The 18188-nt window shown below is 65.0% G+C and carries 19 protein-coding genes; 8 read left to right on the top strand and 11 right to left on the bottom strand.

Annotated features, from left to right (window positions below; all coding sequences use genetic code 11):
• Positions 1-102: 102 nt before the first annotated feature.
• Positions 103-756, bottom strand: a complete 654-nt coding sequence (gene alkB / locus BJI69_RS17310; protein WP_046969311.1) for a DNA oxidative demethylase AlkB — start codon at positions 754-756, stop codon at positions 103-105.
• Positions 757-860: 104 nt separating this feature from the next.
• On the opposite strand from alkB, the gene grrA reads away from it, so the two are divergent.
• Genes grrA through BJI69_RS17295 form a run of 3 tightly spaced genes read left to right on the top strand, consistent with a single transcriptional unit; the run spans position 861 to position 3129 of the window.
• Entirely contained in the window at positions 861-1247 is a 387-nt protein-coding gene (gene grrA, locus BJI69_RS17305) for a GrrA/OscA1 family cyclophane-containing rSAM-modified RiPP (RefSeq protein WP_046969312.1), read from the top strand.
• Positions 1244-2422, top strand: a complete 1179-nt coding sequence (gene grrM, locus BJI69_RS17300; protein ID WP_052767357.1) for a cyclophane-forming radical SAM/SPASM peptide maturase GrrM/OscB — start codon at positions 1244-1246, stop codon at positions 2420-2422. Before grrA ends, grrM begins: the two co-directional genes overlap by 4 nt.
• Positions 2419-3129: a hypothetical protein gene (locus BJI69_RS17295; protein WP_046969314.1), complete on the top strand. Its 711-nt coding sequence runs from the start codon at positions 2419-2421 to the stop codon at positions 3127-3129. The genes grrM and BJI69_RS17295 overlap by 4 nt, the downstream gene beginning before the upstream one ends.
• 114 nt (positions 3130-3243) lie before the next feature.
• Here BJI69_RS17295 and BJI69_RS17290 read toward each other — a convergent pair whose 3' ends face one another.
• The 5 genes from BJI69_RS17290 to BJI69_RS22360 are packed head-to-tail and all read right to left on the bottom strand — an operon-like array spanning position 3244 to position 7180.
• Positions 3244-3522 carry a hypothetical protein gene (locus tag BJI69_RS17290; protein ID WP_046969315.1) on the bottom strand — a complete coding sequence of 93 codons (279 nt, stop codon included), beginning with the start codon at positions 3520-3522 and terminating at the stop codon, positions 3244-3246.
• A 38-nt stretch (positions 3523-3560) separates the two neighbouring features.
• Positions 3561-4118, bottom strand: coding sequence for an SCO family protein (locus BJI69_RS17285; RefSeq protein ID WP_052767358.1), 558 nt, complete (start codon positions 4116-4118; stop codon positions 3561-3563).
• Entirely contained in the window at positions 4118-5248 is a 1131-nt protein-coding gene (locus BJI69_RS17280) for a hypothetical protein (RefSeq protein ID WP_046969316.1), read from the bottom strand. Before BJI69_RS17280 ends, BJI69_RS17285 begins: the two co-directional genes overlap by 1 nt.
• On the bottom strand, positions 5245-6789 hold the full coding sequence (locus BJI69_RS17275) for a multicopper oxidase family protein (RefSeq protein ID WP_071925022.1): 1545 nt from the start codon (positions 6787-6789) through the stop codon (positions 5245-5247). Before BJI69_RS17275 ends, BJI69_RS17280 begins: the two co-directional genes overlap by 4 nt.
• A gap of 4 nt (positions 6790-6793) precedes the next feature.
• Complete coding sequence (locus BJI69_RS22360) at positions 6794-7180, bottom strand: hypothetical protein (protein ID WP_052767359.1); 387 nt, start codon at positions 7178-7180, stop codon at positions 6794-6796.
• 154 nt (positions 7181-7334) lie between these two features.
• Here BJI69_RS22360 and BJI69_RS17265 point away from each other — a divergent pair, with 154 nt between their 5' ends.
• Complete coding sequence (locus BJI69_RS17265; RefSeq protein WP_071925021.1) at positions 7335-8306, top strand: helix-turn-helix domain-containing protein; 972 nt, start codon at positions 7335-7337, stop codon at positions 8304-8306.
• A 130-nt stretch (positions 8307-8436) separates the two neighbouring features.
• Here the strand turns inward: BJI69_RS17265 and BJI69_RS17260 are convergent, their stop codons facing one another.
• The gene (locus tag BJI69_RS17260) at positions 8437-9126 is read right to left on the bottom strand and encodes a MarC family protein (RefSeq protein WP_071925020.1); all 690 of its coding nucleotides are present in this window, start codon (positions 9124-9126) and stop codon (positions 8437-8439) included.
• Between the two features lie 180 nt (positions 9127-9306).
• Here BJI69_RS17260 and BJI69_RS17255 point away from each other — a divergent pair, with 180 nt between their 5' ends.
• Both BJI69_RS17255 and BJI69_RS17250 read left to right on the top strand, forming a co-directional pair.
• Positions 9307-12225, top strand: a complete 2919-nt coding sequence (locus tag BJI69_RS17255) for a TonB-dependent receptor (RefSeq protein ID WP_071925019.1) — start codon at positions 9307-9309, stop codon at positions 12223-12225.
• Between the two features lie 269 nt (positions 12226-12494).
• Positions 12495-13229 (top strand): TIGR02117 family protein, encoded by a 735-nt coding sequence (locus BJI69_RS17250; protein ID WP_181016723.1) that lies wholly within the window; start codon positions 12495-12497, stop codon positions 13227-13229.
• On the opposite strand, the gene BJI69_RS17245 is transcribed toward BJI69_RS17250, so the two are convergent.
• On the bottom strand, positions 13226-14143 hold the full coding sequence (locus tag BJI69_RS17245) for a LysR family transcriptional regulator (RefSeq protein ID WP_071925018.1): 918 nt from the start codon (positions 14141-14143) through the stop codon (positions 13226-13228). The genes BJI69_RS17250 and BJI69_RS17245 overlap by 4 nt on opposite strands.
• A gap of 90 nt (positions 14144-14233) precedes the next feature.
• Here BJI69_RS17245 and BJI69_RS17240 point away from each other — a divergent pair, with 90 nt between their 5' ends.
• Positions 14234-15421, top strand: a complete 1188-nt coding sequence (locus BJI69_RS17240; protein ID WP_078023274.1) for an MFS transporter — start codon at positions 14234-14236, stop codon at positions 15419-15421.
• On the opposite strand, the gene BJI69_RS17235 is transcribed toward BJI69_RS17240, so the two are convergent.
• Complete coding sequence (locus tag BJI69_RS17235) at positions 15394-15861, bottom strand: DUF1203 domain-containing protein (protein ID WP_046969632.1); 468 nt, start codon at positions 15859-15861, stop codon at positions 15394-15396. The two genes, BJI69_RS17240 and BJI69_RS17235, sit on opposite strands and share 28 nt — an antisense overlap.
• Positions 15862-15931: 70 nt before the next feature.
• Positions 15932-16852 (bottom strand): AraC family transcriptional regulator, encoded by a 921-nt coding sequence (locus tag BJI69_RS17230; RefSeq protein ID WP_046969633.1) that lies wholly within the window; start codon positions 16850-16852, stop codon positions 15932-15934.
• A gap of 94 nt (positions 16853-16946) precedes the next feature.
• Here BJI69_RS17230 and rclC point away from each other — a divergent pair, with 94 nt between their 5' ends.
• On the top strand, positions 16947-17525 hold the full coding sequence (gene rclC / locus BJI69_RS17225) for a reactive chlorine resistance membrane protein RclC (RefSeq protein WP_071925016.1): 579 nt from the start codon (positions 16947-16949) through the stop codon (positions 17523-17525).
• On the opposite strand, the gene BJI69_RS17220 is transcribed toward rclC, so the two are convergent.
• Entirely contained in the window at positions 17513-18130 is a 618-nt protein-coding gene (locus BJI69_RS17220) for an OmpW/AlkL family protein (protein WP_244890692.1), read from the bottom strand. The genes rclC and BJI69_RS17220 overlap by 13 nt on opposite strands.
• Positions 18131-18188: the final 58 nt, after the last annotated feature.

Raw genomic sequence — 18188 nt, 5'->3', positions numbered from 1 at the left:
GGACCCGGAGCGTCATGAAGTCGTGCGCGCCTGAACAGCTCTATATCCTGCCCCTTGGGGGTGATGGGATTCGTTTCGCACCGGCCGAGTCTACGCTCTCCGCTAGCGTGCCGTACGGAAGGTGAGGTTCAGGCGAAGCATGCCGGTCAACGGATGATGCGACGCTTTCAACGGCATCACGCCGTGGTAGTTCATACGCGACGGACCGCCCCAGACGACGACGTCGCCATGGACCAGGGGAATCTTCAGCGGCGTGACACCCTTACCCTGCCCGCCGAACTGGAACACGGCGGGCACACCCAGGGACACGGACACGATGGGCTCGGAATCGCGCTTTTCGTTGCGGTCCTGGTGCATGGTCAGCCGCGATCCGGTGTCGTAGCGGTTGACCAGGCACGCGTCCGGCACGAAACCGGGAAACCCGGCCTCGGCCGCCGCTTCCGCGGCCAGGCGCATGAACAAGGCAGGCATCGGCGGCCAGGGCTGGCCGGTTTCGGGATCGATCGCGTCGTAGCGATAACCGCGCCGGTCGCTCACCCAGCCGACGCTGCCGCAGTTGGTCATCGCCACGCTCATGGTGTGGCCACCAGGTGTGATCAGGTGCCGGAACGGCGACACCGCCGCGAGCGCATGGATCGCTTCGACCAGTCGCGCGCCGTCGTCGAGGGCAAAGGCCCGCAGGACCACCGCGCCCGGGCCGAGAGGCTCGTTGCGACGCTCGGTGGCAGGGGCATCGGCGAAAAGGTCCGCAGTCATGCGGCCATTATCCGCGTTTCGTACTACGTAGTTCTACGCATGCCCGCCACGGGGCGAATGCCTAACGTCTGCAGGACGTCCGCTCATCCGCCATGGAGTTCCCCATGTCCGACTGGAACCGTACCCGCCGAGCCCTCGCCGTGCTGCTTCCCGCGGGCATCCTCGGCGCCTCCACCCTGCTCGGATCGGCGCAGGCGACCGTCCTGCCGGCCTCGCGCGTCGCCTCGGATCCCGCCGACGTCACGCTCAACGTAGCCGATCGCCTTGCTGCCATTCGCGAGGGAGTCGCCAGCGAAGCCGAAGGCGCGAGTCCGGTGCGCGGCACCGCCTATCCGCTTCTCGCCTGGATGAACTTCGGGGGTTTCGGCTGGCGCAATGGCGGCTGGCGGAACGGTGGCTGGCGGAACTGGGGCAACGGTTGGCACAACTGGGGTAACGGCTGGCATAACTGGGGCAATGGCGGCTGGCACAACTTCTGGCACAACTGGTGAGCGCCGACACAGCGGCTGAGGGCCGCCCCTGTGTCGATACCGTCGTGCTGCAGCCCACGCCGTTCTGCAATATCGCGTGTCGCTACTGCTACCTGCCAAGCCGCAGCGACACCTCGAAGATGTCGCTCGATACGGTGCGCGCCGTGTTTACCGCCCTGTTCGCCTCCGGCTGGTCCCATCCCTGGCTCACCGTGATCTGGCATGCCGGCGAGCCACTGGTGATGCCCGTGACGTACTACGAAGAGGCATTTGCCCTCGTCGCCGCGTTGACCCCGCCAGGTATCGAGGTACGCCACGCCATCCAGACCAACGGCATGCTGATCGATGCCACCTGGTGCGCCCTCTTCCGTCGCTGGCAGGTCGGCGTCGGCGTGAGCATCGACGGTCCGCGCGAGATTCACGATGCCAACCGGGTGACCCGGCAAGGCCGTGGCACCTTCGACAAAACGGCTGCCGGCATCCGCTGCCTGATCGAGGAAGACATTCCCTTCCACGTCATTTCAGTGCTGTCGACCCGGGCACTGCAGGCGCCGGACGAGATGCTCGCGTTCTATCGGGACGCCGGGATCACCGATGTGTGCTTCAACGTCGAGGAATCCGAAGGCGACCATATCTCCGAACTCTTCGCCGATGGCGGCGCCGAAGCCCGGTTCCGCCAGTTCCTCGGACACTTCTGGCGAAAATCCCGGGAGGCCGCAGGCATTCGTTTCCTGCGCGAGATCGACGGCATGCTCACGCGCATCCTTCGCCCCGACGAAGCCGCAGGCGAGAACTCGCAGGTGCAGCCCTTCGGCATGATCAATGTCGACTGCCACGGCAACGTGTCGAGCTTCTCGCCCGAGCTGCTGGGACTGAAGAACGCCGACTACGGCGACTTCATCGTCGGCAACATCCACACCGACTCGCTCGACGACATGCGCCGGAGCGACGCCATGCGTGCCATGCATCGCGATATCGCCGCCGGCGTCGCCGCCTGTCGAGCGGAGTGTGCGTATTTTTCCGTCTGCGGCGGCGGTTCGCCGATCAACAAGCTGACCGAGAACGGCAGCTTTGCCACGACCCGGACCTCGTTCTGCGACCTGGTCCAGAAGGTACCCACGGACCTGATCCTCGACGCGCTGGACCGGCTCGAGACAGTCCTCGACGACGACATGCTGGTGAGGAGCGCGTCATGAATACTAAGACTCAGCTCGTGTTTTTCATGGCCGTGGGTGGCCTCTTGCTCGCACCACACGGCCTGGCCCTCGGCCAGAGTGCTACCGCCGCGACGTCGAGGGAAACGTCCGCCCCGTCGACGGAACCGCCGGCGTCCGACGAGGAGGCCGCCGACGAGGCCGTCAAACCCCTGTTCAAGGTCAGCAGCGTCGAACTGATGCGCAGCAGCCACTCCCCGGAGCTCGATATCGTGCGCGTCCGCGGCCTGAGCAGTACCGAGAACTGGAGCGACCCGCAGCTCGTCGCCATGTCGCGCGGCCCCTCGGCCGACGGCATGCTCGACCTGCTCTTCGTCGCCCGGGCACCGGACGATGCCTCCAACGCGACGAAGTTCGGGCCGATGGAAGCCATCTTCGTCATCGAACCGGGCCATCCCTACAAGGGCATCCGCGTGCGCAGTGCGACGAATACGGTCAAGCTCACGCAGCTTCCGGGCTACGCCGAAGCACAGGGACGCGAGGTGGATTGCTCCAGTTGCGTAGGCAAGACCTATGTACCCAAGGGCGGCTCGGCCAGCGGCAAGGAGGCGGTACGTGAAGAAGACCTTCCGGCCAGCACGCGCGTGCTGCACGAGAACGACGGCATCCGGACGCTGGACACCGATCCGAACCGCCTGACCCTGATCCTCGGGCCGAACGACCGGATCGTGCAGGCGTTCTGGGATTGACTGGCGGAGAGCATCGCCGCTGAAGCGGCTCCCACATGGAGCGGGGGGCTGCGGTCTCCCGGCCACGGCCCCTTCGTTTCCTGTGGGAGCCGCTTCAGCGGCGATCACGCCGCCTCAGTGCGGCGTATTGCTCATGTAATGGTCGTACTCGTACTGATTCAGGTTGTGATCGTGGTCCAGGTCGGCATCGTCGAAATGCGACTTCAGGCCAGCCAGCGCCGGATATTTCTTCTCGTCGAGTTTGTCGATGTCGTCACGGCTCAGCATCTTCTTGCCGTGCGCGATCGTGGCAAACGACGGATACGTCGGACTGCCATCGGCCATGGATGCCTGGGTGAACATGCCCGCGGTCGCGACGGCCGCGGCGAGCAGGAGTGTGCGAGTGTGTTTCATGGGACCTCCGTACAGATGCGAAAGGACACTGCGTGGCCTCAGGTGCCCGAAGCCTGCAGTGCGGTGACGACGCGCCGGGCGACATCCTCCTCGGGTAGCTTCCGTCCATAGTGGTCGAGGTAGACGCCGTTGGCGCCGACGAGGAACAGCACCGTCGAATGGTCCATCAGGTATCCGCCATCGACCGGCACTTTCTTGAAATAGACGTGGTATTCCTCGGTGACCGCGTCGATCTGCGTCCTCGTGCCGGTCAAGCCGACCACGTCCTTGCCGAAGGCCCTGACATACGCCTGGAGTCGCGCGGGGGTATCGCGTTCAGGGTCGATGGTGACGAAGACCGGCGTGACGGCCTTCCCGCTGGACTGACGCACCGCGGCCGCGATCTTCACCATTTTCGCCAGGTCCACAGGACACACGTCCGGGCACGAGGTGTAGCCGAAATAAAGAAGCAGCGGCCGCCCGGCGAACGATGCCTGCGTCACGGCACGGCCATCCTGATCGGTCAGCTGAAAAGGCCCACCCACGGCCGGTGCGGCGCCGTGGCTCGACGCCGGTAACAGCACGAAAGCCGTGAGAAGGATGGCGAGTGGTCGCATCAGAACGATCCGTTCAAGGTGATCGATACACCGAGCAGGCCCGAGGTCTGGCCGCCCTGGCGTGACCTTCCGCCCGACACGGCGACGTCCACCAGGCCGGTCACGTGATAGACCATGCTGGCCTCGGTGAGGTATTCGTTGCTTTCCGCTCCGCCGCTGGGCGATATCCTCTTGTTCGTATGCGTGAGGCCATAGGCAAAGCGGCCGGCATCGAAGGTAAGCGAGGTGGTCAGGTACTTCGTATCGAAACCCGGCACGCCGTTCTCGTTGTGCACTTTCACGTATTCGACAAAGGGCACCAGGTCCATGTAGCGGCCGGCGAGTGTCGGGCCGAGCTCGGTCGTCGCCACGAAGGGAATCATGTAACGCACGGAGGCGACGCGCATCTGCTCGTTGGCCGCAGCAGGCGATGCCGCGGAGACATCGCCCTTGTGGTTGCTCATGTAACCCACCTGCAACTCGAGGAAGGGGATGGCGGCGGGCGAGCGCCAGTTGACCACCACGGCGGCGTTGTTGAGCTTGCCCGTGTTGGTCGCACCGCCGTCGGAGCGGCGCGCCTGTTGCGATGGGCGCAGGAAGGAACGGCTGAGCACCGAGGTATCGGCGGCATACGCACTGAGGCTTGGCGCGATCGTGCCCCAGTTGTCCGTGTAGAAACGGTACTCGTAGGTACCGCCATTCATCCCACCCAGCGCATAGGGAGCGACGAAATCCGACGTGTACAGGCCAGGCGCGGCGTCCTGCGCGCGACCGAACGGCACGTCGAACTTGCCCAGGCGAAACGACGAGACATAGCCTTGGTGATACCAGTTCACATCGGTGATGTTGAGGCCGGTGCCACCGAGCCAACGGCGCTCGCCGGGACGCGTATCGGTCACCGGACTGATCTCGCTACCCACCCAGATTTCGTCGATCGTCGTCAGCCGGAAGTGCACCGCGGTGGTGATATCGAAGTAGCCGTTGGTGGTGACCGTATGTGGTTGATGTGGGACATCGAGGCTGCTGAAGTCGTACTGGATCGCCGTGCTGTAATCCATGCCGAGCCCGGGATAACGGCCATTGCTGGCCTGCGCCGGGCCCACGATCGCGAGGGCGACGAGGATCCCCGTGGCGGTGGCGCGCCGGCTCATGGCTTGCCCTCGGGTGTCGAGCCAAGCGGACGGCTCGCGTTCGCCGGCGGCGTTAGCGCGGCTCCGCCGGTGTTCCGCAGGTAGACGCACATCTGGTTGTCGCCGTAGATGCCGCCCAGCGGCTCGAGCTTGACCGCCTGCTCGTATTCCTCGGGACGCACGACCTGGATCACCTGCATCATGCCGCCGTCTTCGTGCTCCATGATGTGGCAGTGATAGACGAACTTGCCCAGGATCACCGGGTCGGTGAAGGGAATCAGCACCGTGGTCGAGCCCAGCGCGGGAATGAACACGTTGTCGCGATAGCCGATGAAGTCGACGTCCTTGCCGTTGATCTTCGTCACCTGGAAATCGAGCTGATGGATGTGAAACTGATGAAGCTCCTGGCTGGGATTGACCAGGGTCCATTCTTCGACATCGCCCAGCATCACCGTCGTGTCGACGCGGCCGATGTCGAACTGGCGGCCGTTGATAAAAAAGGCATTCGGATCGGAGTCGGAATCCTGGAAGACGAAGCGACGCCGATGGGCTGGCGCCACCTTGCGCAGGTCGGCAACGGCGGGGTAAGGACTGGTGATCGCGACCGTCTTCATCGGCTCGCCGGATGAGACGAGCGTGCCCAGCACGGCCGCGGCATAGGTATCGCCGGCCGGGCCGGTATTGGCCGACCCCAGCTTCAGCGGATAGGAGCCAGGGGCGGGGCCGGTCACCAGGATGCTTACCCGCGCGGAAGGTCCGATCAGCATCTCGTCGACGCCGATCGGCTTGACCACCGTATCGGCGTCCTGGGAGATCAGCTGCATGTGCACGCCATCGATACGGATGCGGAAATACTGGTTCGCCGCGATGTTGAACAGATGCCAGAGCTGGGTCTCGCCTGGGTGGATGCGGATGATCGGCTGGAACTGGCCGTTGATGGTGCGGATGGACGGCGCACCGGTGACGATTTCGCTGGCCAACGCCCCGGTGAAGGTTTTCTGGAAGTTGCGCAGGACCAGTGCGCGCTCACGCACGGCCTTCAGCTCGGGGAACTGGTCGGTGATGCCGTCAACCAGGATCGGGCCGGCCAGGCCACCAGAGACCTGGTGCTCGGCGCCATCGTGGAAATGGCTGTGGTACCAGTACGGGCCCGGCGAATGATCGTCGGGCAGGCGCAGGACATACTGCCCCTTCTCGTGCGGACCGGTGGTGCGGAAGATGCTGTCACCGTCGTCGAGCGGCGACACCTGCATGCCGTGGAAATGCAGGTTGGTCATCTCGTCCATGCGATTGTCTAGCGTGAGCCGGATCGTTCCGCCGGGACGCGTGCGAATCAATGGCGCGTCGTAGTCGTCGTTGAAGACCAATGAGGTGTAAGGCGTGTTGCCGACCAGGATCTTCGACTTTGCGGCCATGAGGGTGACCGTGGTCACGCCGTTGACGTCGTAGGTGAACTCATGTGGCGGGCGCAAATCGTCCGACGGCGGGTCAGCCAACGCCGCGCCGGCAAGACAGGCCAGCGCGGCCAGGGCGACCGCGCGGAGGGGCCTTCGCCTGATCATCCGTTCAGCGCCGCTCGTTCTCGTTGGCGACATCCGCGGCCAGACGCAGCTCATCGTTGGCCTGTTCCAGCAAGCGCTTCGCGTTCGCCGCATGTCCGCCAAGACGTGAGTCGTTCATCTCCTGCGCATTGCTCACCAGGTGCCACGCCTGCACGATGTTTTCCTGGGCCTGGCGCAGATTGCCGTGCCGGTTTCCTATATCGACCATGGGCCCCTGCTGGGCCTGCGTCGCACAGCCGAAGGCCAGCGCGCCGCCGAGGGCGACACTCCACAGAATCACCTTTCTCATCGCGGAACTCCCCATGCCCTGGCAGACGCCGACGCAGGATACGTCGGTTCCCCTTCCCTGCATGGTGTCGTTCAGGGCGATGACGGTCTTTCGGATATGCATGACGGTTATCCGATTCGAACGGAAGGCATACCTCGGCATTCGTTCTATACCGTCCTTTCGTCCTAAGTAAATCTTCGGCTCACCGCAGGACGCGACAGGCGTAACGTCTTATGCATCGGCGAGACCGGGGGGTCCCAAAGAGGAGGACGGCAACGTGCGCCTGGACGAGACCTCATATGCGCTCGCTCGTGACCTGACCACGACCGCTGTCCACCTCGAAGCCTCCTGGCATGTTCCACCCACCCTCGCCCGGACCGCATCGGACGTGGTTGCCACACGCTGGATAGACCGGCGCGGCTCGGGCACGCAGACAGCAATCACCCCGTTGGATCGCTATGTGGTGCGCGTCTTCCTGAGCGCCACCTCGATGCGGCTGGATGCGGACGGTCGGCCCGTCGTCAGTGGCGCGCTGGCCGCAGGGAGCGTGCACGTCAGCCTGCCGGGACAGGCGCTGACGATGTCGCTCGATGGACCCGGCGACACCCTCCAGTGGTACCTGCCCGCGCCCTTCGTCCACGAAGCCGCCAGGGGCATGGACTGCGTCGCGCTGCTCGATGGGCTGGGCTTCGGCGGCATGTACCGTGACGGCGCGATCGAACAACTGGCGTTCGCCCTGCTCGCCGCCAATACGGGATCGTGCATGCCGGGCACCGCCGGGCATTTCGCCACCGCGGTGCTCAGTCGCCTCTTCCAGCTCGCCAGCGCACCGGCGGTCACGGCGCTCGATCCGGTGAAGCTGGCGATACCACGCTGGCGAATGCAGCGCGTGGACGCGTACATCCGCGAGCACCTCGGCGATCCGATCAGCCTCGCCGCCATCGCTGCCGCAGCGGGACTCTCACCCATGCATTTCGCCGCCCGCTTCCGCATCGCCACCGGACAGCGGCCGCATCACTACATCCTGCGTGCGCGCATCGAACACGCGAAGGCTTTGCTGGCATCCTCGGAACGGCCCGTCGTGGAGGTGGCCGGCGACACCGGCTTTCGCACGCAAGCGCACTTCACCACCATCTTCAAACGTTTCACCGGCGCCACCCCCTGCGCCTGGCGCCGCGAACACGCCCTGGTAGGCACCGCTGCAGGCAGCTCTTCTGTGGGAGCCGATTCATCGGCGAATGGGTGCTAGCCGTAACCCTGCTCTCTGTGGGAGCCGATTCATCGGCGAATGGGTGCTGGCCGTAACCTTGCCCGCTGCCGCGGGATCGCCGATGAATCGGCTCCCACAATCGCCGATGAATCGGCTCCTACACACAGCGTCAGGACGACGGATGCGCCAGCCCCGGCGCTGCCGACACCAAACCGATCAACTCCGACACGCCCAGCCACAAGATCTGCAAACCAATGCAGAAAATGAAGAACGCAAACAAGCGCATCACCACCTGCGTGCCCGCGGTACCCAAGCCGCGCTCGATGCGTTCGGCATAGCGCATGCACAGATAGATGCTCGCGGTGATGATCACCAGGGCGATGAACACCGCGGCGAAATGGATGATCGTGGGCCCCTGGCGCGGCGATCCCGTGCCCAGGGCGATCGCGACGGCGATCGAGCCCGGCCCCACGGTGAGCGGCAGCGTCAAGGGATAGAACGTGGGATCGCGCCGCCCGTGATGATGATCGACGGCGGCGGCCTCATTGTCCTGCTCCTCTTCGACATCGTCGGGTGCATCGAGCAGGCGCCAGCCCGCCATCGCGACGACCAGGCCGCCGGCGACGCGCAGCACCGGAATCGAGATGCCGAAGAAGCCGAGCACGTAGGCACCGACGAGTAACGACGCCAGTAGCAGCGCAAAGCTGTTCACGGCCACCCGGCGTGCCATGTCCGCGCGTTCGGCATCCGTCGCATGGGGCACGATGCTGATCGCCATGAACGCGGACGCCGGCGGATTCACGATGGGAAAAAGACTCGCCACGATCAGCAGCACGGTCTTGGTCAGTTCTTCCCACATGGGGCGCTCCGGGAGAGTGGCAGACGAAGGGGCGGGCACAGTATCCCGTGTTACCGGCGTGTCGAATTGGATCGTATACGCGTGCTGCGACGCAGGATGACAGATTCGTGGCACTTCGATCATCCTCGCCGCCGGTGTGTCAGGGGGCGCATCGCTCATTCATTCAATGCAGGGATATCGATGAATCGCCGACGCATGACGCCGTGTACGAGCGTGCCCGCTCTCCAGCCCCGCCCTCTCGCCCTGGCCTGCGCCGCGGCCCTGCTGCTGTTCTCCGGCAGCAACGCCTTCGCCCAGGAACAGACGCCGTCGCCGGCGGCACCGAAAAATGAGACGCCGTCCACAAAACCGGCAAAAAGCGCCAAGGAGCAGGACAAGCGCGCGGTCAACCCGGATGCCGCGAGCAATCTCGATGCCATCGTGGTCACCGGCATCCAGGGCAGCATCCAGAACTCGCTGAAGGCTAAACAGAGCTCCGACAACATCATCGAAGCGATTTCGGCCGAGGATATCGGCAAGCTGCCCGATAGCAGCATCGCCGAGAGTCTCTCGCGCCTTTCGGGCCTGGCCACGCAACGCGTGGACGGCCGGGCCAACCAGATTTCCATTCGCGGCCTCTCGCCCGATTTCGCCGGAACCACGTTGAACGGTCGCGAGCAGGCCACGATCGGCGAGAACCGTGGCGTGGACTTCGATCAATACCCCTCCGAGCTCATCAGCGGCGCGGCGGTCTACAAGACACCGAATGCCAGCCTGATCGGCCAGGGCCTGTCCGGCACCGTGGACTTGCACACGATCAAGCCACTGGACCTGGCCAACCGTACCTTCGCCGCCAACCTGCGTGGCGAGAGCACGACCAATGGCAGCCTCAACCACGGCAGTGGCGTCGGTGATGCCGGCCACCGCGCCAGCTTCTCGTATATCGACCAGTTCTTCGATCACACCCTGGGCCTGGCAGTGGGTTTTGCGCAGCTGGATTCACCGGTGCAGGAGAAGCAGTACCAGGCCTGGTGGTGGAGCAACAACAACGGCCCCAATGGCGCCGAAGGACAGTGGGGCGCGGCGCATACACCCGGCCTCCCCGACGACGTGCTTTCGCAGGAAGGCGCCCAGTTGCGCGCCAAGTCCGAAAACCAGCTGCGCAACGGCTTGATGACCGTGCTCGAGTGGGCACCCGACGATCATTACCACTCGACCCTCGATCTGTACTACTCCACGTTCGACCAGAAGACGTATCTCAACGGCGCCCAGTGGTCGAGCAGCCCGTATGACAACGTTTCGTATTCCAACATCGGCACGGTGCCGTCCCAGCCCTACCCGATCGTCACCTCGGGCCATATCGATGGGTTGAAAACGGTCCTGCAGAACGAATACACCAAGGAACGCGACAAGCTGTTCTCCGTCGGCTGGAACAACCAGTACGACTTCGGCAACGGCTGGAACGCTACGGCGGACCTGTCTTATTCCAGTGCGAAGAAGCGCTTGCACGATGCTTACCTGTTCGCCGGCCTGCCGGACCAGGCAACCTCGTCGACGGATTTCCAGATACGGCGCGACGAAGGTTTTCCGGACTTCTCGCCGGGCACCGACTGGTCCAACACCTCGGCGGTGAACCTGACCGATCCCAACAACTACGGGTACGACGGCCGCGAGGAATACGACAAGCAACACGATACGATCAAGGCGATCCGACTGGAGATCAGCCATCCCGTGGGCTGGATCTTCAGCGACTTCAACTTCGGCGTGAACTACTCCGATCGCAAGAAGACCAAGCAAGCCGATGTCCTCTTCGCCTGGCTCAACGGCAACGGTTCGACATCGGGGGATTACCTGCCCGGTTTCGCCACGCCGATCGATCCGGGCGCGCTCAGCGGCATCACGAATCTCGGCTATGGCGGCATCCCCGCCATCGTCAACTACGACGTCCTGCAGGCGCTCGACACCCAGTACTACCTCACCGAGCGCAACACCCAGGGCGACTGGAGTCGCAATTACACGGTGCGCGAGAAGGTACCCGTCGTCTACCTCAAGCTGAACATCGATACGATGCTGGGCGACATCCCGCTGCGCGGGAACATGGGCGTGCAGGCCGTACGCACGATCCAGTCGTCCGACGCGCTGCAGACCAACGGCGATACCCTGGTCGGCCGCATCGCCGATGGCACGAACTACAACAAGGTCTTGCCCAGCCTGAACCTGGTCGCCGAACTATCGGACAAGCAGTACCTGCGCTTCGGCCTGGCCAAGACCATGGCCCGCGGCCGCATCGACGACGAGAAGGTCGCCACCTCGGCCGACGTTGCACTGGTCACCGATGGTCCCGCCGCCGGCCAGGTGCTGTGGTCGGGTAGCGGCGGCAACCCGAAGCTCAAACCGTATATCGCTGTCGGAGCGGACCTTTCGTGGGAGAAGTATTTCGGCACGGCGAGCTATGTCGCTGCCGCGGTGTTCAACAAGAACCTGTTGAACTACATCTACAACGAAACCACCCTCGACTACGATTTCTCACGCTACACCAACGACACGCCGACGCTCACCCCGACCAGCACGATCGGCTCGTTCACCCGACCGGAGAATGGCACCGGCGGAAGGATGCAAGGCCTGGAGTTGTCCGGATCGTTCGAGGGTGGCCTGCTGACTCACGCCCTGGACGGCTTCGGCATGCAGGCGAATTTCTCGCTGACCAACAGTTCGCTGCCCGTGAGCGCGGTGTCGACCATTCCCGGCAGTCCGTCCACCCTGCCCGGCTTGTCACGCAAGGTCGCCAACCTCGCCTTCTATTACGAGAAGTACGGCTGGTCGGTGCGTATCGCCGAGCGCTACCGCTCGTCGTTCACCGGCGAGGCGGTGGCCTTGTTCGACCAGCTCGGTTACACCAAGGTCCTGGCGGACAAACAGACCGACTTCCAGCTCGGCTATGCCTTTACCGAGGGTCGATACAACGGGTTTTCGCTGCTGCTGCAGGTGAACAACCTGAGCAACTCGCCGATGAAGACCCAGCAGATTGCCTCGTTACCTAACAACCTGAAGATCGCCCGGCCGCTCGAGTACGACACCTACGGTCGCACCCTGATGTTCGGCATCAACTACAAGCTCTGAACCTGGCTCATCCAGGCCACGGGGTATCCGATGCGGGCTGGCCGAGGTGTTCCTCGGCCGGTCCGGCGCAGGCCCAGCAAGGGACGCCGATCTGGCATCCAACGTCTTCGTCGATGTAAGTCAGCTCACCCACACCCTGGCAGATCGGGCATGGCGGGTCGCCGGGTTCCGCGTGACGGGCGATAGGCATGGCGGCGAGCCTCATGCGGTCTTCGATGTCTCGTTATACGCTCTTGCCATCACAGGCGCGTCGTCACCAGAGGTGCAGCATGCTCAGGCAGTATCCATCTGACCGGCCCACGACACGACCCTCGATTGCCCGTCGCATCATCTGGACGATCGCGGGCGTACTGATTCTCGCGCCGCTCGTCTACATGGCCTCCGCGATCGTCCTCGGCGCCATTCCGGTCAATCGCGACTGGCGGCCTGCCGGCGATGGCGTCACCGTATGGCTCACGACCAATGGCGTGCACGCCGGACTGGCGATGCCGGCCCGGCATCCGCTGATGGACTGGACCACGCTGTTTCCGCCGGTGCACAACGCGCAGCGGAGCGAGGCGGATGCCGATGAATACGTCACCGTGGGCTGGGGCGACCGCACCTTCTTCCTCGACGTGCCCCGCTGGCGCGATCTCACGACATCGACCGCGCTCAAGGCGATCACCGGCCGCGATAGCGCCGCGATGCATGTGGAGTACGGTCCCGCACCGACGAACGATGCCACGGCGGTGAGGCTGGTCGTGACGCCCGAGGCCTATGCACGACTTGTCGCGTATGTGCGTCGCAGCGTCGCCACTGACGAGGCGGGCGCGTCGGTGTGGATCCCGGGCCACCGCTATGACGTGAACGATGCCTTCTACGAAGCCAACGGCCGCTACAGCCTGTTCGTCACATGTAACCAGTGGACACGCGACGCCCTCGCGGAAAGCGGTGTGCGTGCGCCGGTCTGGTCGCCGTTCGACACGGCGCTGTTCTGGCAGCTACGCGACCAGGCCACCCACTAGGCGGACGACTTCCCGGCAAGGGCAGCGACGCGCTCGCGCAACCACCGATGGCCTGCATCGGTCTGCATGCGTGGATGCCACGAGGCGTAGAGGGAAATATCGTGCGTGGGGACAGGGAGCTCGAAGGCATCCAGTCGCCCGGCGAAACGCTGGACGAGCCGCGACGGCATGACCCCGACATAGTCGGTCGCCTCGAGGATGTCGGGCATCAGGTGATATTGCGGCACGGACACAGCCACCTGGCGACGGCGACCGACCTTCTGAAGATAGTCGTCCATGAAGCCGTGGAAGCCACCGCCGTCCAGCGAGACGAGGACGTGGCGCAAGGCGCAATAGGTGTCCAGGTCCGGCGGCGTCGCACCGCGCGGGTGGCCCTTGCGCTGGGCCATGAGATATCGGTCCTCCAGCAGCACACGGGCCTTCATCGCTGGCGGGATCAGACTCTTGATGCTGATGAGCAGGTCCACATCGCCGTTGACCATCAGCGTGCCGATCCGCGCGGGATCCACCGGCCGGAACGCGACGCGGATGCCGGGTCCGACGTGCGCGGCGACCCACGCCACCAGGTCGACACCGAGAATCGCCACGCCGTTGTCGCTCATCGCGATCTGGAAGGCGCGGCTGCTCTGCGCGGGATCGAAGTCGGGCGCGTGGGTGACCACGCGATCGAGGTCGCGGAGTGCGCCCCGCAGCGGATCGCGCAGGCCGACGGCGCGGGCCGTCAGGGTCATGCCGCGCCCGCCTTCCGCCGGCAGCAGCAACGGATCGCCGAACAGCTCGCGAAGGCGTGCGAGCTGGGCGGACAGCGCAGGCTGGCTGAGCTTGAGGCGGCGAGCCGCCCGCGTGACGTTGGCTTCGTCGAGCAGCACGTCCAGTGAGGCGAGGAGGTTCAGGTCGATCCGGGTGATATCCATGGCTTGGATAGCTCGTATGTCTGGCATCGACGTTGATTATAGGTCTGGCGGCCCGACGTAGTGCGCTCCCTTACCGCTGCGGAGCCCCCCATGGCCCGTTTATCTCCTCCCCTGGTGCTGCGCGTGCTCAGCATGTGCAACTTCGCGCTCGGCAGCGCGTCGCTGGCCATCGTCGGCGCCCAGGCCTCGATGGTCAGCGGCGGCATGACCGTCGCCCAGGCCGCCGAGCTGGTCGCTGTCTTCGCCCTGACGTTCTCACTCGGCGCGCCCCTGGCCCAGGTCTTCGTCGGCCACCGGCGGCGACGCGACGTACTGATCGGTGGCCTGCTGATCCTCGCCCTCGGCTCGGTGTTGTGCGCCGTGGCGCCCAGCTACGGATGGCTACTGGCGGCGCGCGTGCTGGCCGGTCTCGGGGCGACCGTGGTCGGCCCGATGGCGTCCTCGATCGGCGCCGGCATCGTCCCGCCCGAACGGCAGGGCCACGCGCTGGCCGTCGTTTTCAGCGGCATCGCCATCGCCAGCGTGCTTTCGGTTCCCCTGGCCATCTCGGCCTCCGCCGCCTTGGGCTGGCGTGTCGTGTTCGTGGGCCTGGCCGTGCTTGCCGGTGCGGCCGCCCTGCTCGTCTGGCTCACCGTGGACGACCAGTCGCGCGGCATCCGGCTGGACCTGCGCCGGCTGTTGAAGGCCTTGACCCATCCGGCGACCGGTACGGGACTGGCCGTGATCTTCTTCCAGGTCTCCGCGTACTTCGTCACCTATACGCTGATCACCGCCCTGCTTCGCGATCGCTTCGGTGCCGACACGGCGACAGCGTCGGGGATCATGTTCGGCTTCGGCATCCTTGGCGTGGCCGGCAACTGGCTCGCGCAGCGCCTGGCACTGCGCTTCGGCGCCAACCGCCTGCTCTATGCCGCGATGGGCACGATGCTGCCGGTGTTCCTGGCCCTGGCCGTCGTCCCGGCCTATTGGTGGGCTCCGGTGCTCCCGCTGCTCGCGTGGGCCCTGGCGCAGGATGTGTTCTATCCCTCGCAGCAGCGCCGCGTGGTCGAGCTGGAGCCGGAGATTCGTGGCCTCGTCCTCGCCCTCAATTCGTCGGGCCTGTTTGCCGGCATCGCGCTCGGCTCGTTCCTTGGCGGCCGCGTCGCCCAGGCCAGTGGCGTCGCCACGCTACCGGTGATCTCCCTGCTGTTGACCGCCCTTGCCCTGACGGCGCTGACGATCTCCCGCCTCGCCGCCCGCAAGCACGCCCATCAGCTGCGATCGATGCGCGCCGCGTAGCAACCGTAGGCCGCGTAATGGACGTGCGCATAGCGCACCGACGACATCGCGAACATGCGCTCGATCGCGTCGTCCAGCACGCTGCCTTCGACGAGCACCGCGCTGGCGATGTGTTCGCGCTCGTCGAATCCGCGGAGTGAAAGCGTACGCGTGCGCAGGACCTCGGGTACCTCGTCGCTCACTTCGCAGGCCTCGGTCGCCCCTTCGCGAATGAAGATGGCGTGGCTCGAGCGATACGGCGACTGCGCAGGCTGATGCGTGTGATTGAGAAGGAGCAAGGCTTCGCCGCGGCGCGCGTTGCGTAACTCGATGCGCTCGGGATAACCCGTGTCGTTCGACGCGACGACGCGGATCACGCCGCGCTTGTCGAGCTGCGCTTCATCCAGGCCGTACAGCGACAGGAAGGGCTTCGGATCGATACCGGTGATGCGGAAGGACATGACGTGGCTCCGTGGTGGGGACGAAGCCATGTTCCGCTGACCCACTGTTGCCCACCATCCGGATCTTGCGTCACGGCGCCGCTTTGCCGTCGCGACGGAACCGCGCCGGTGTCGTCCCCATCACCCGTGCGAACGCCTTGCCAAACGCCGACTCGGAGCGATAGCCGACGCGATCGGCCACGGCGCCCGCCGTGAGCTCGCCGCGACGCAACAGGTCGGCAGCCAGGTGCATGCGCAGGAGCGTCAGCACCTCGTGCGGTGCGACGTTGCCGCGCGCCTCGAAATGGCGCGCGAACGTGGCACGCGACATCGCCGCCTGATCCGCCAGCGACGCCACCGTCCACTCACGCTCGGGCTCGCGCAACATGGCGAGCAAGGCGCGACTGAGCCGGGGATCGACCATCAGCCCGAGCAGGGACGGCGGCATCACGCCGTCGCGCAGCTGGGCGCGCACCGCGAAAACGAACAGCGCCTGGGTCAACGCGGTGACCACCGCCAGCGCGCCCGGTTCCATCCGCGCCACTTCATCGCGAAACATCGTGACGATGCCGGACAGCGCGTCGATGCCGTGTTCGCGACCCAGGCGGATGTGCAGGACCTCGGGCAAGGCGCTGAAGAGCAAGCGGCCCGCGTCCGGCGCGAAGGTGAAGCGACCACACAGCAGGTCGAGGTCGGTGTCGCCTTCGGTGTTGCGTTTGACCCGGAAGGGGCCGGCGTGATCGAGCGAGACAGCGGTCTGGACGTCGCGCCCGCGCAGGTCGTGCACGCGATGGCGGGTGCCCTGCGGCAGGACGAGCAGATCGCCCGCTTCCATCACCACCGTATGTCCGGGCAGTTCCATCGCCGCACTGCCGCCAAGCACGAGATGAAACGGCGCCTCGCCCGGTTCCGCATCGACATGATCGAGGCTGAAGCCGCCGGCCAGTTGGCAACGAAGATCCAGGGCGCCCTGCACCTGGGCCAGCTCGAGCACGCGGGTCAAGGCATCCATGAGACGTTCGCGCCATTGATTGAGTGATATGAGTATTCATCCTCTCAGCCCGGCGAGCAACACTTTCTCCGCCCCTTACGGAGAACCTCGTCCCATGAACGCCACTGCCCGCCACGCCCTCACCACCTTCGTTCGCACCGAACGTCTCGGCCCGAACCTCATGCGCATCGCCATCGCCATCGTCTTCCTGTGGATCGGTGCGCTGAAGTTCGTCCCCTTCGAGGCCGACAGCATCACGCCCTTTGTCGCCAACAGCCCGGTCATGTCGTTCTTCTACAACCATCCGGACGAGTACAAGGCGCACCTGACACACGAAGGCCAACTCGTCCCCGAACAGCGTGAATGGCAGACCGCCAACAACACCTACGGCTTCTCCACCGGCCTGGGTATCGTCGAATGGACCATCGCCCTGCTCGTGCTCTCCTATCCCCTGTCGAAGAAACTCGGACTGCTGGGGGCCTTCCTCTCCTTCGCGACGACCCTGGTCACCCTGTCCTTCCTCTTCACCACACCCGAAGCATGGGTGCCCGCGCTGGGCGATGCACAACACGGCTTTCCCTATCTCTCCGGCGCCGGACGCCTCGTCCTCAAGGACACGATGATGCTGGCGGGTTCGTGGATCATCGGCATCGATGCGGCCAAGGCGATCCTCGCCGGCGATCAGAAGCGATAACCGACGCTCACCCCATACACCCAGGGATCGAGGTGGGCGGTGCCGACACGGGCACCGTCCACCTTCACTTTGGAGTCGATGTCGATCCAGCGCGCGTCGACGGTGAATGTCCAGCGCGCATTCAAAGCGATATCGACGCCGCCGTGCCATGCGATGCCCCACGTGTCACCGAGGCTCACGTTCGTTCCATCCAGGGCGTTATGCCCCTTCGTATCGAAGAAGTGCGTGTAGTTGACGCCGACACCGAGGAACGGCGACACGGTCTGCCCGGCGAGAAAGCGATAGTTCACCCCGACCACGGGTGGCAACTGCTTCACGCCAACCGCGCGCTGCCCGTCGAGGCGAACATCATGCTGGAACGGCAACGCCGCGAGCAGTTCGACGCTCCACGACGGTGTCAGGAGGTATTCGACGCTGACCGAAGGGCGCAGGCTTCGCGTGGTGCTCGACGACAGGCCCGCGAGGTCCCCTGTGTTCGACTTCGGGTCGACCACGTGCGCCCCGACGTGCACGATCCACGGTGATTCCACGCTTTGCGCCACCGCGTTGCCGAGGGGCGCGGCGCAAAGTACGCCGGCGATGATGAGATGTTTGAGGTGTGACACGTCGAACTCCTTGCCTGCTTGCATCGGTCATGACCGGATGCCGACAGGTTAGGAAGTC

Source organism: Luteibacter rhizovicinus DSM 16549, assembly GCF_001887595.1.
GTDB lineage: Bacteria > Pseudomonadota > Gammaproteobacteria > Xanthomonadales > Rhodanobacteraceae > Luteibacter > Luteibacter rhizovicinus.
The sequence above is the reverse complement of the archived record's forward strand: the minus strand, read 5'-3'. Positions and strand labels throughout refer to the sequence as shown.

What these genes read in the sequence shown, in the direction of transcription:
- grrA (WP_046969312.1), top strand. Translation starts at nt 861, where the DNA reads ATGTCCGACTGGAACCGTACCCGCCGAGCCCTCGCCGTGCTGCTTCCC.
- BJI69_RS17240 (WP_078023274.1), top strand. Translation starts at nt 14,234, where the DNA reads ATGGCCCGTTTATCTCCTCCCCTGGTGCTGCGCGTGCTCAGCATGTGC.
- BJI69_RS17275 (WP_071925022.1), bottom strand. Translation starts at nt 6,789, where the DNA reads ATGATCAGGCGAAGGCCCCTCCGCGCGGTCGCCCTGGCCGCGCTGGCC.
- BJI69_RS17235 (WP_046969632.1), bottom strand. Translation starts at nt 15,861, where the DNA reads ATGTCCTTCCGCATCACCGGTATCGATCCGAAGCCCTTCCTGTCGCTG.
- BJI69_RS17250 (WP_181016723.1), top strand. Translation starts at nt 12,495, where the DNA reads ATGCTCAGGCAGTATCCATCTGACCGGCCCACGACACGACCCTCGATT.
- BJI69_RS17260 (WP_071925020.1), bottom strand. Translation starts at nt 9,126, where the DNA reads ATGTGGGAAGAACTGACCAAGACCGTGCTGCTGATCGTGGCGAGTCTT.
- BJI69_RS17245 (WP_071925018.1), bottom strand. Translation starts at nt 14,143, where the DNA reads ATGGATATCACCCGGATCGACCTGAACCTCCTCGCCTCACTGGACGTG.
- BJI69_RS22360 (WP_052767359.1), bottom strand. Translation starts at nt 7,180, where the DNA reads ATGCATATCCGAAAGACCGTCATCGCCCTGAACGACACCATGCAGGGA.
- BJI69_RS17285 (WP_052767358.1), bottom strand. Translation starts at nt 4,118, where the DNA reads ATGCGACCACTCGCCATCCTTCTCACGGCTTTCGTGCTGTTACCGGCG.
- BJI69_RS17280 (WP_046969316.1), bottom strand. Translation starts at nt 5,248, where the DNA reads ATGAGCCGGCGCGCCACCGCCACGGGGATCCTCGTCGCCCTCGCGATC.
- alkB (WP_046969311.1), bottom strand. Translation starts at nt 756, where the DNA reads ATGACTGCGGACCTTTTCGCCGATGCCCCTGCCACCGAGCGTCGCAAC.
- BJI69_RS17295 (WP_046969314.1), top strand. Translation starts at nt 2,419, where the DNA reads ATGAATACTAAGACTCAGCTCGTGTTTTTCATGGCCGTGGGTGGCCTC.
- rclC (WP_071925016.1), top strand. Translation starts at nt 16,947, where the DNA reads ATGAACGCCACTGCCCGCCACGCCCTCACCACCTTCGTTCGCACCGAA.
- BJI69_RS17255 (WP_071925019.1), top strand. Translation starts at nt 9,307, where the DNA reads ATGAATCGCCGACGCATGACGCCGTGTACGAGCGTGCCCGCTCTCCAG.
- BJI69_RS17230 (WP_046969633.1), bottom strand. Translation starts at nt 16,852, where the DNA reads ATGGATGCCTTGACCCGCGTGCTCGAGCTGGCCCAGGTGCAGGGCGCC.
- BJI69_RS17290 (WP_046969315.1), bottom strand. Translation starts at nt 3,522, where the DNA reads ATGAAACACACTCGCACACTCCTGCTCGCCGCGGCCGTCGCGACCGCG.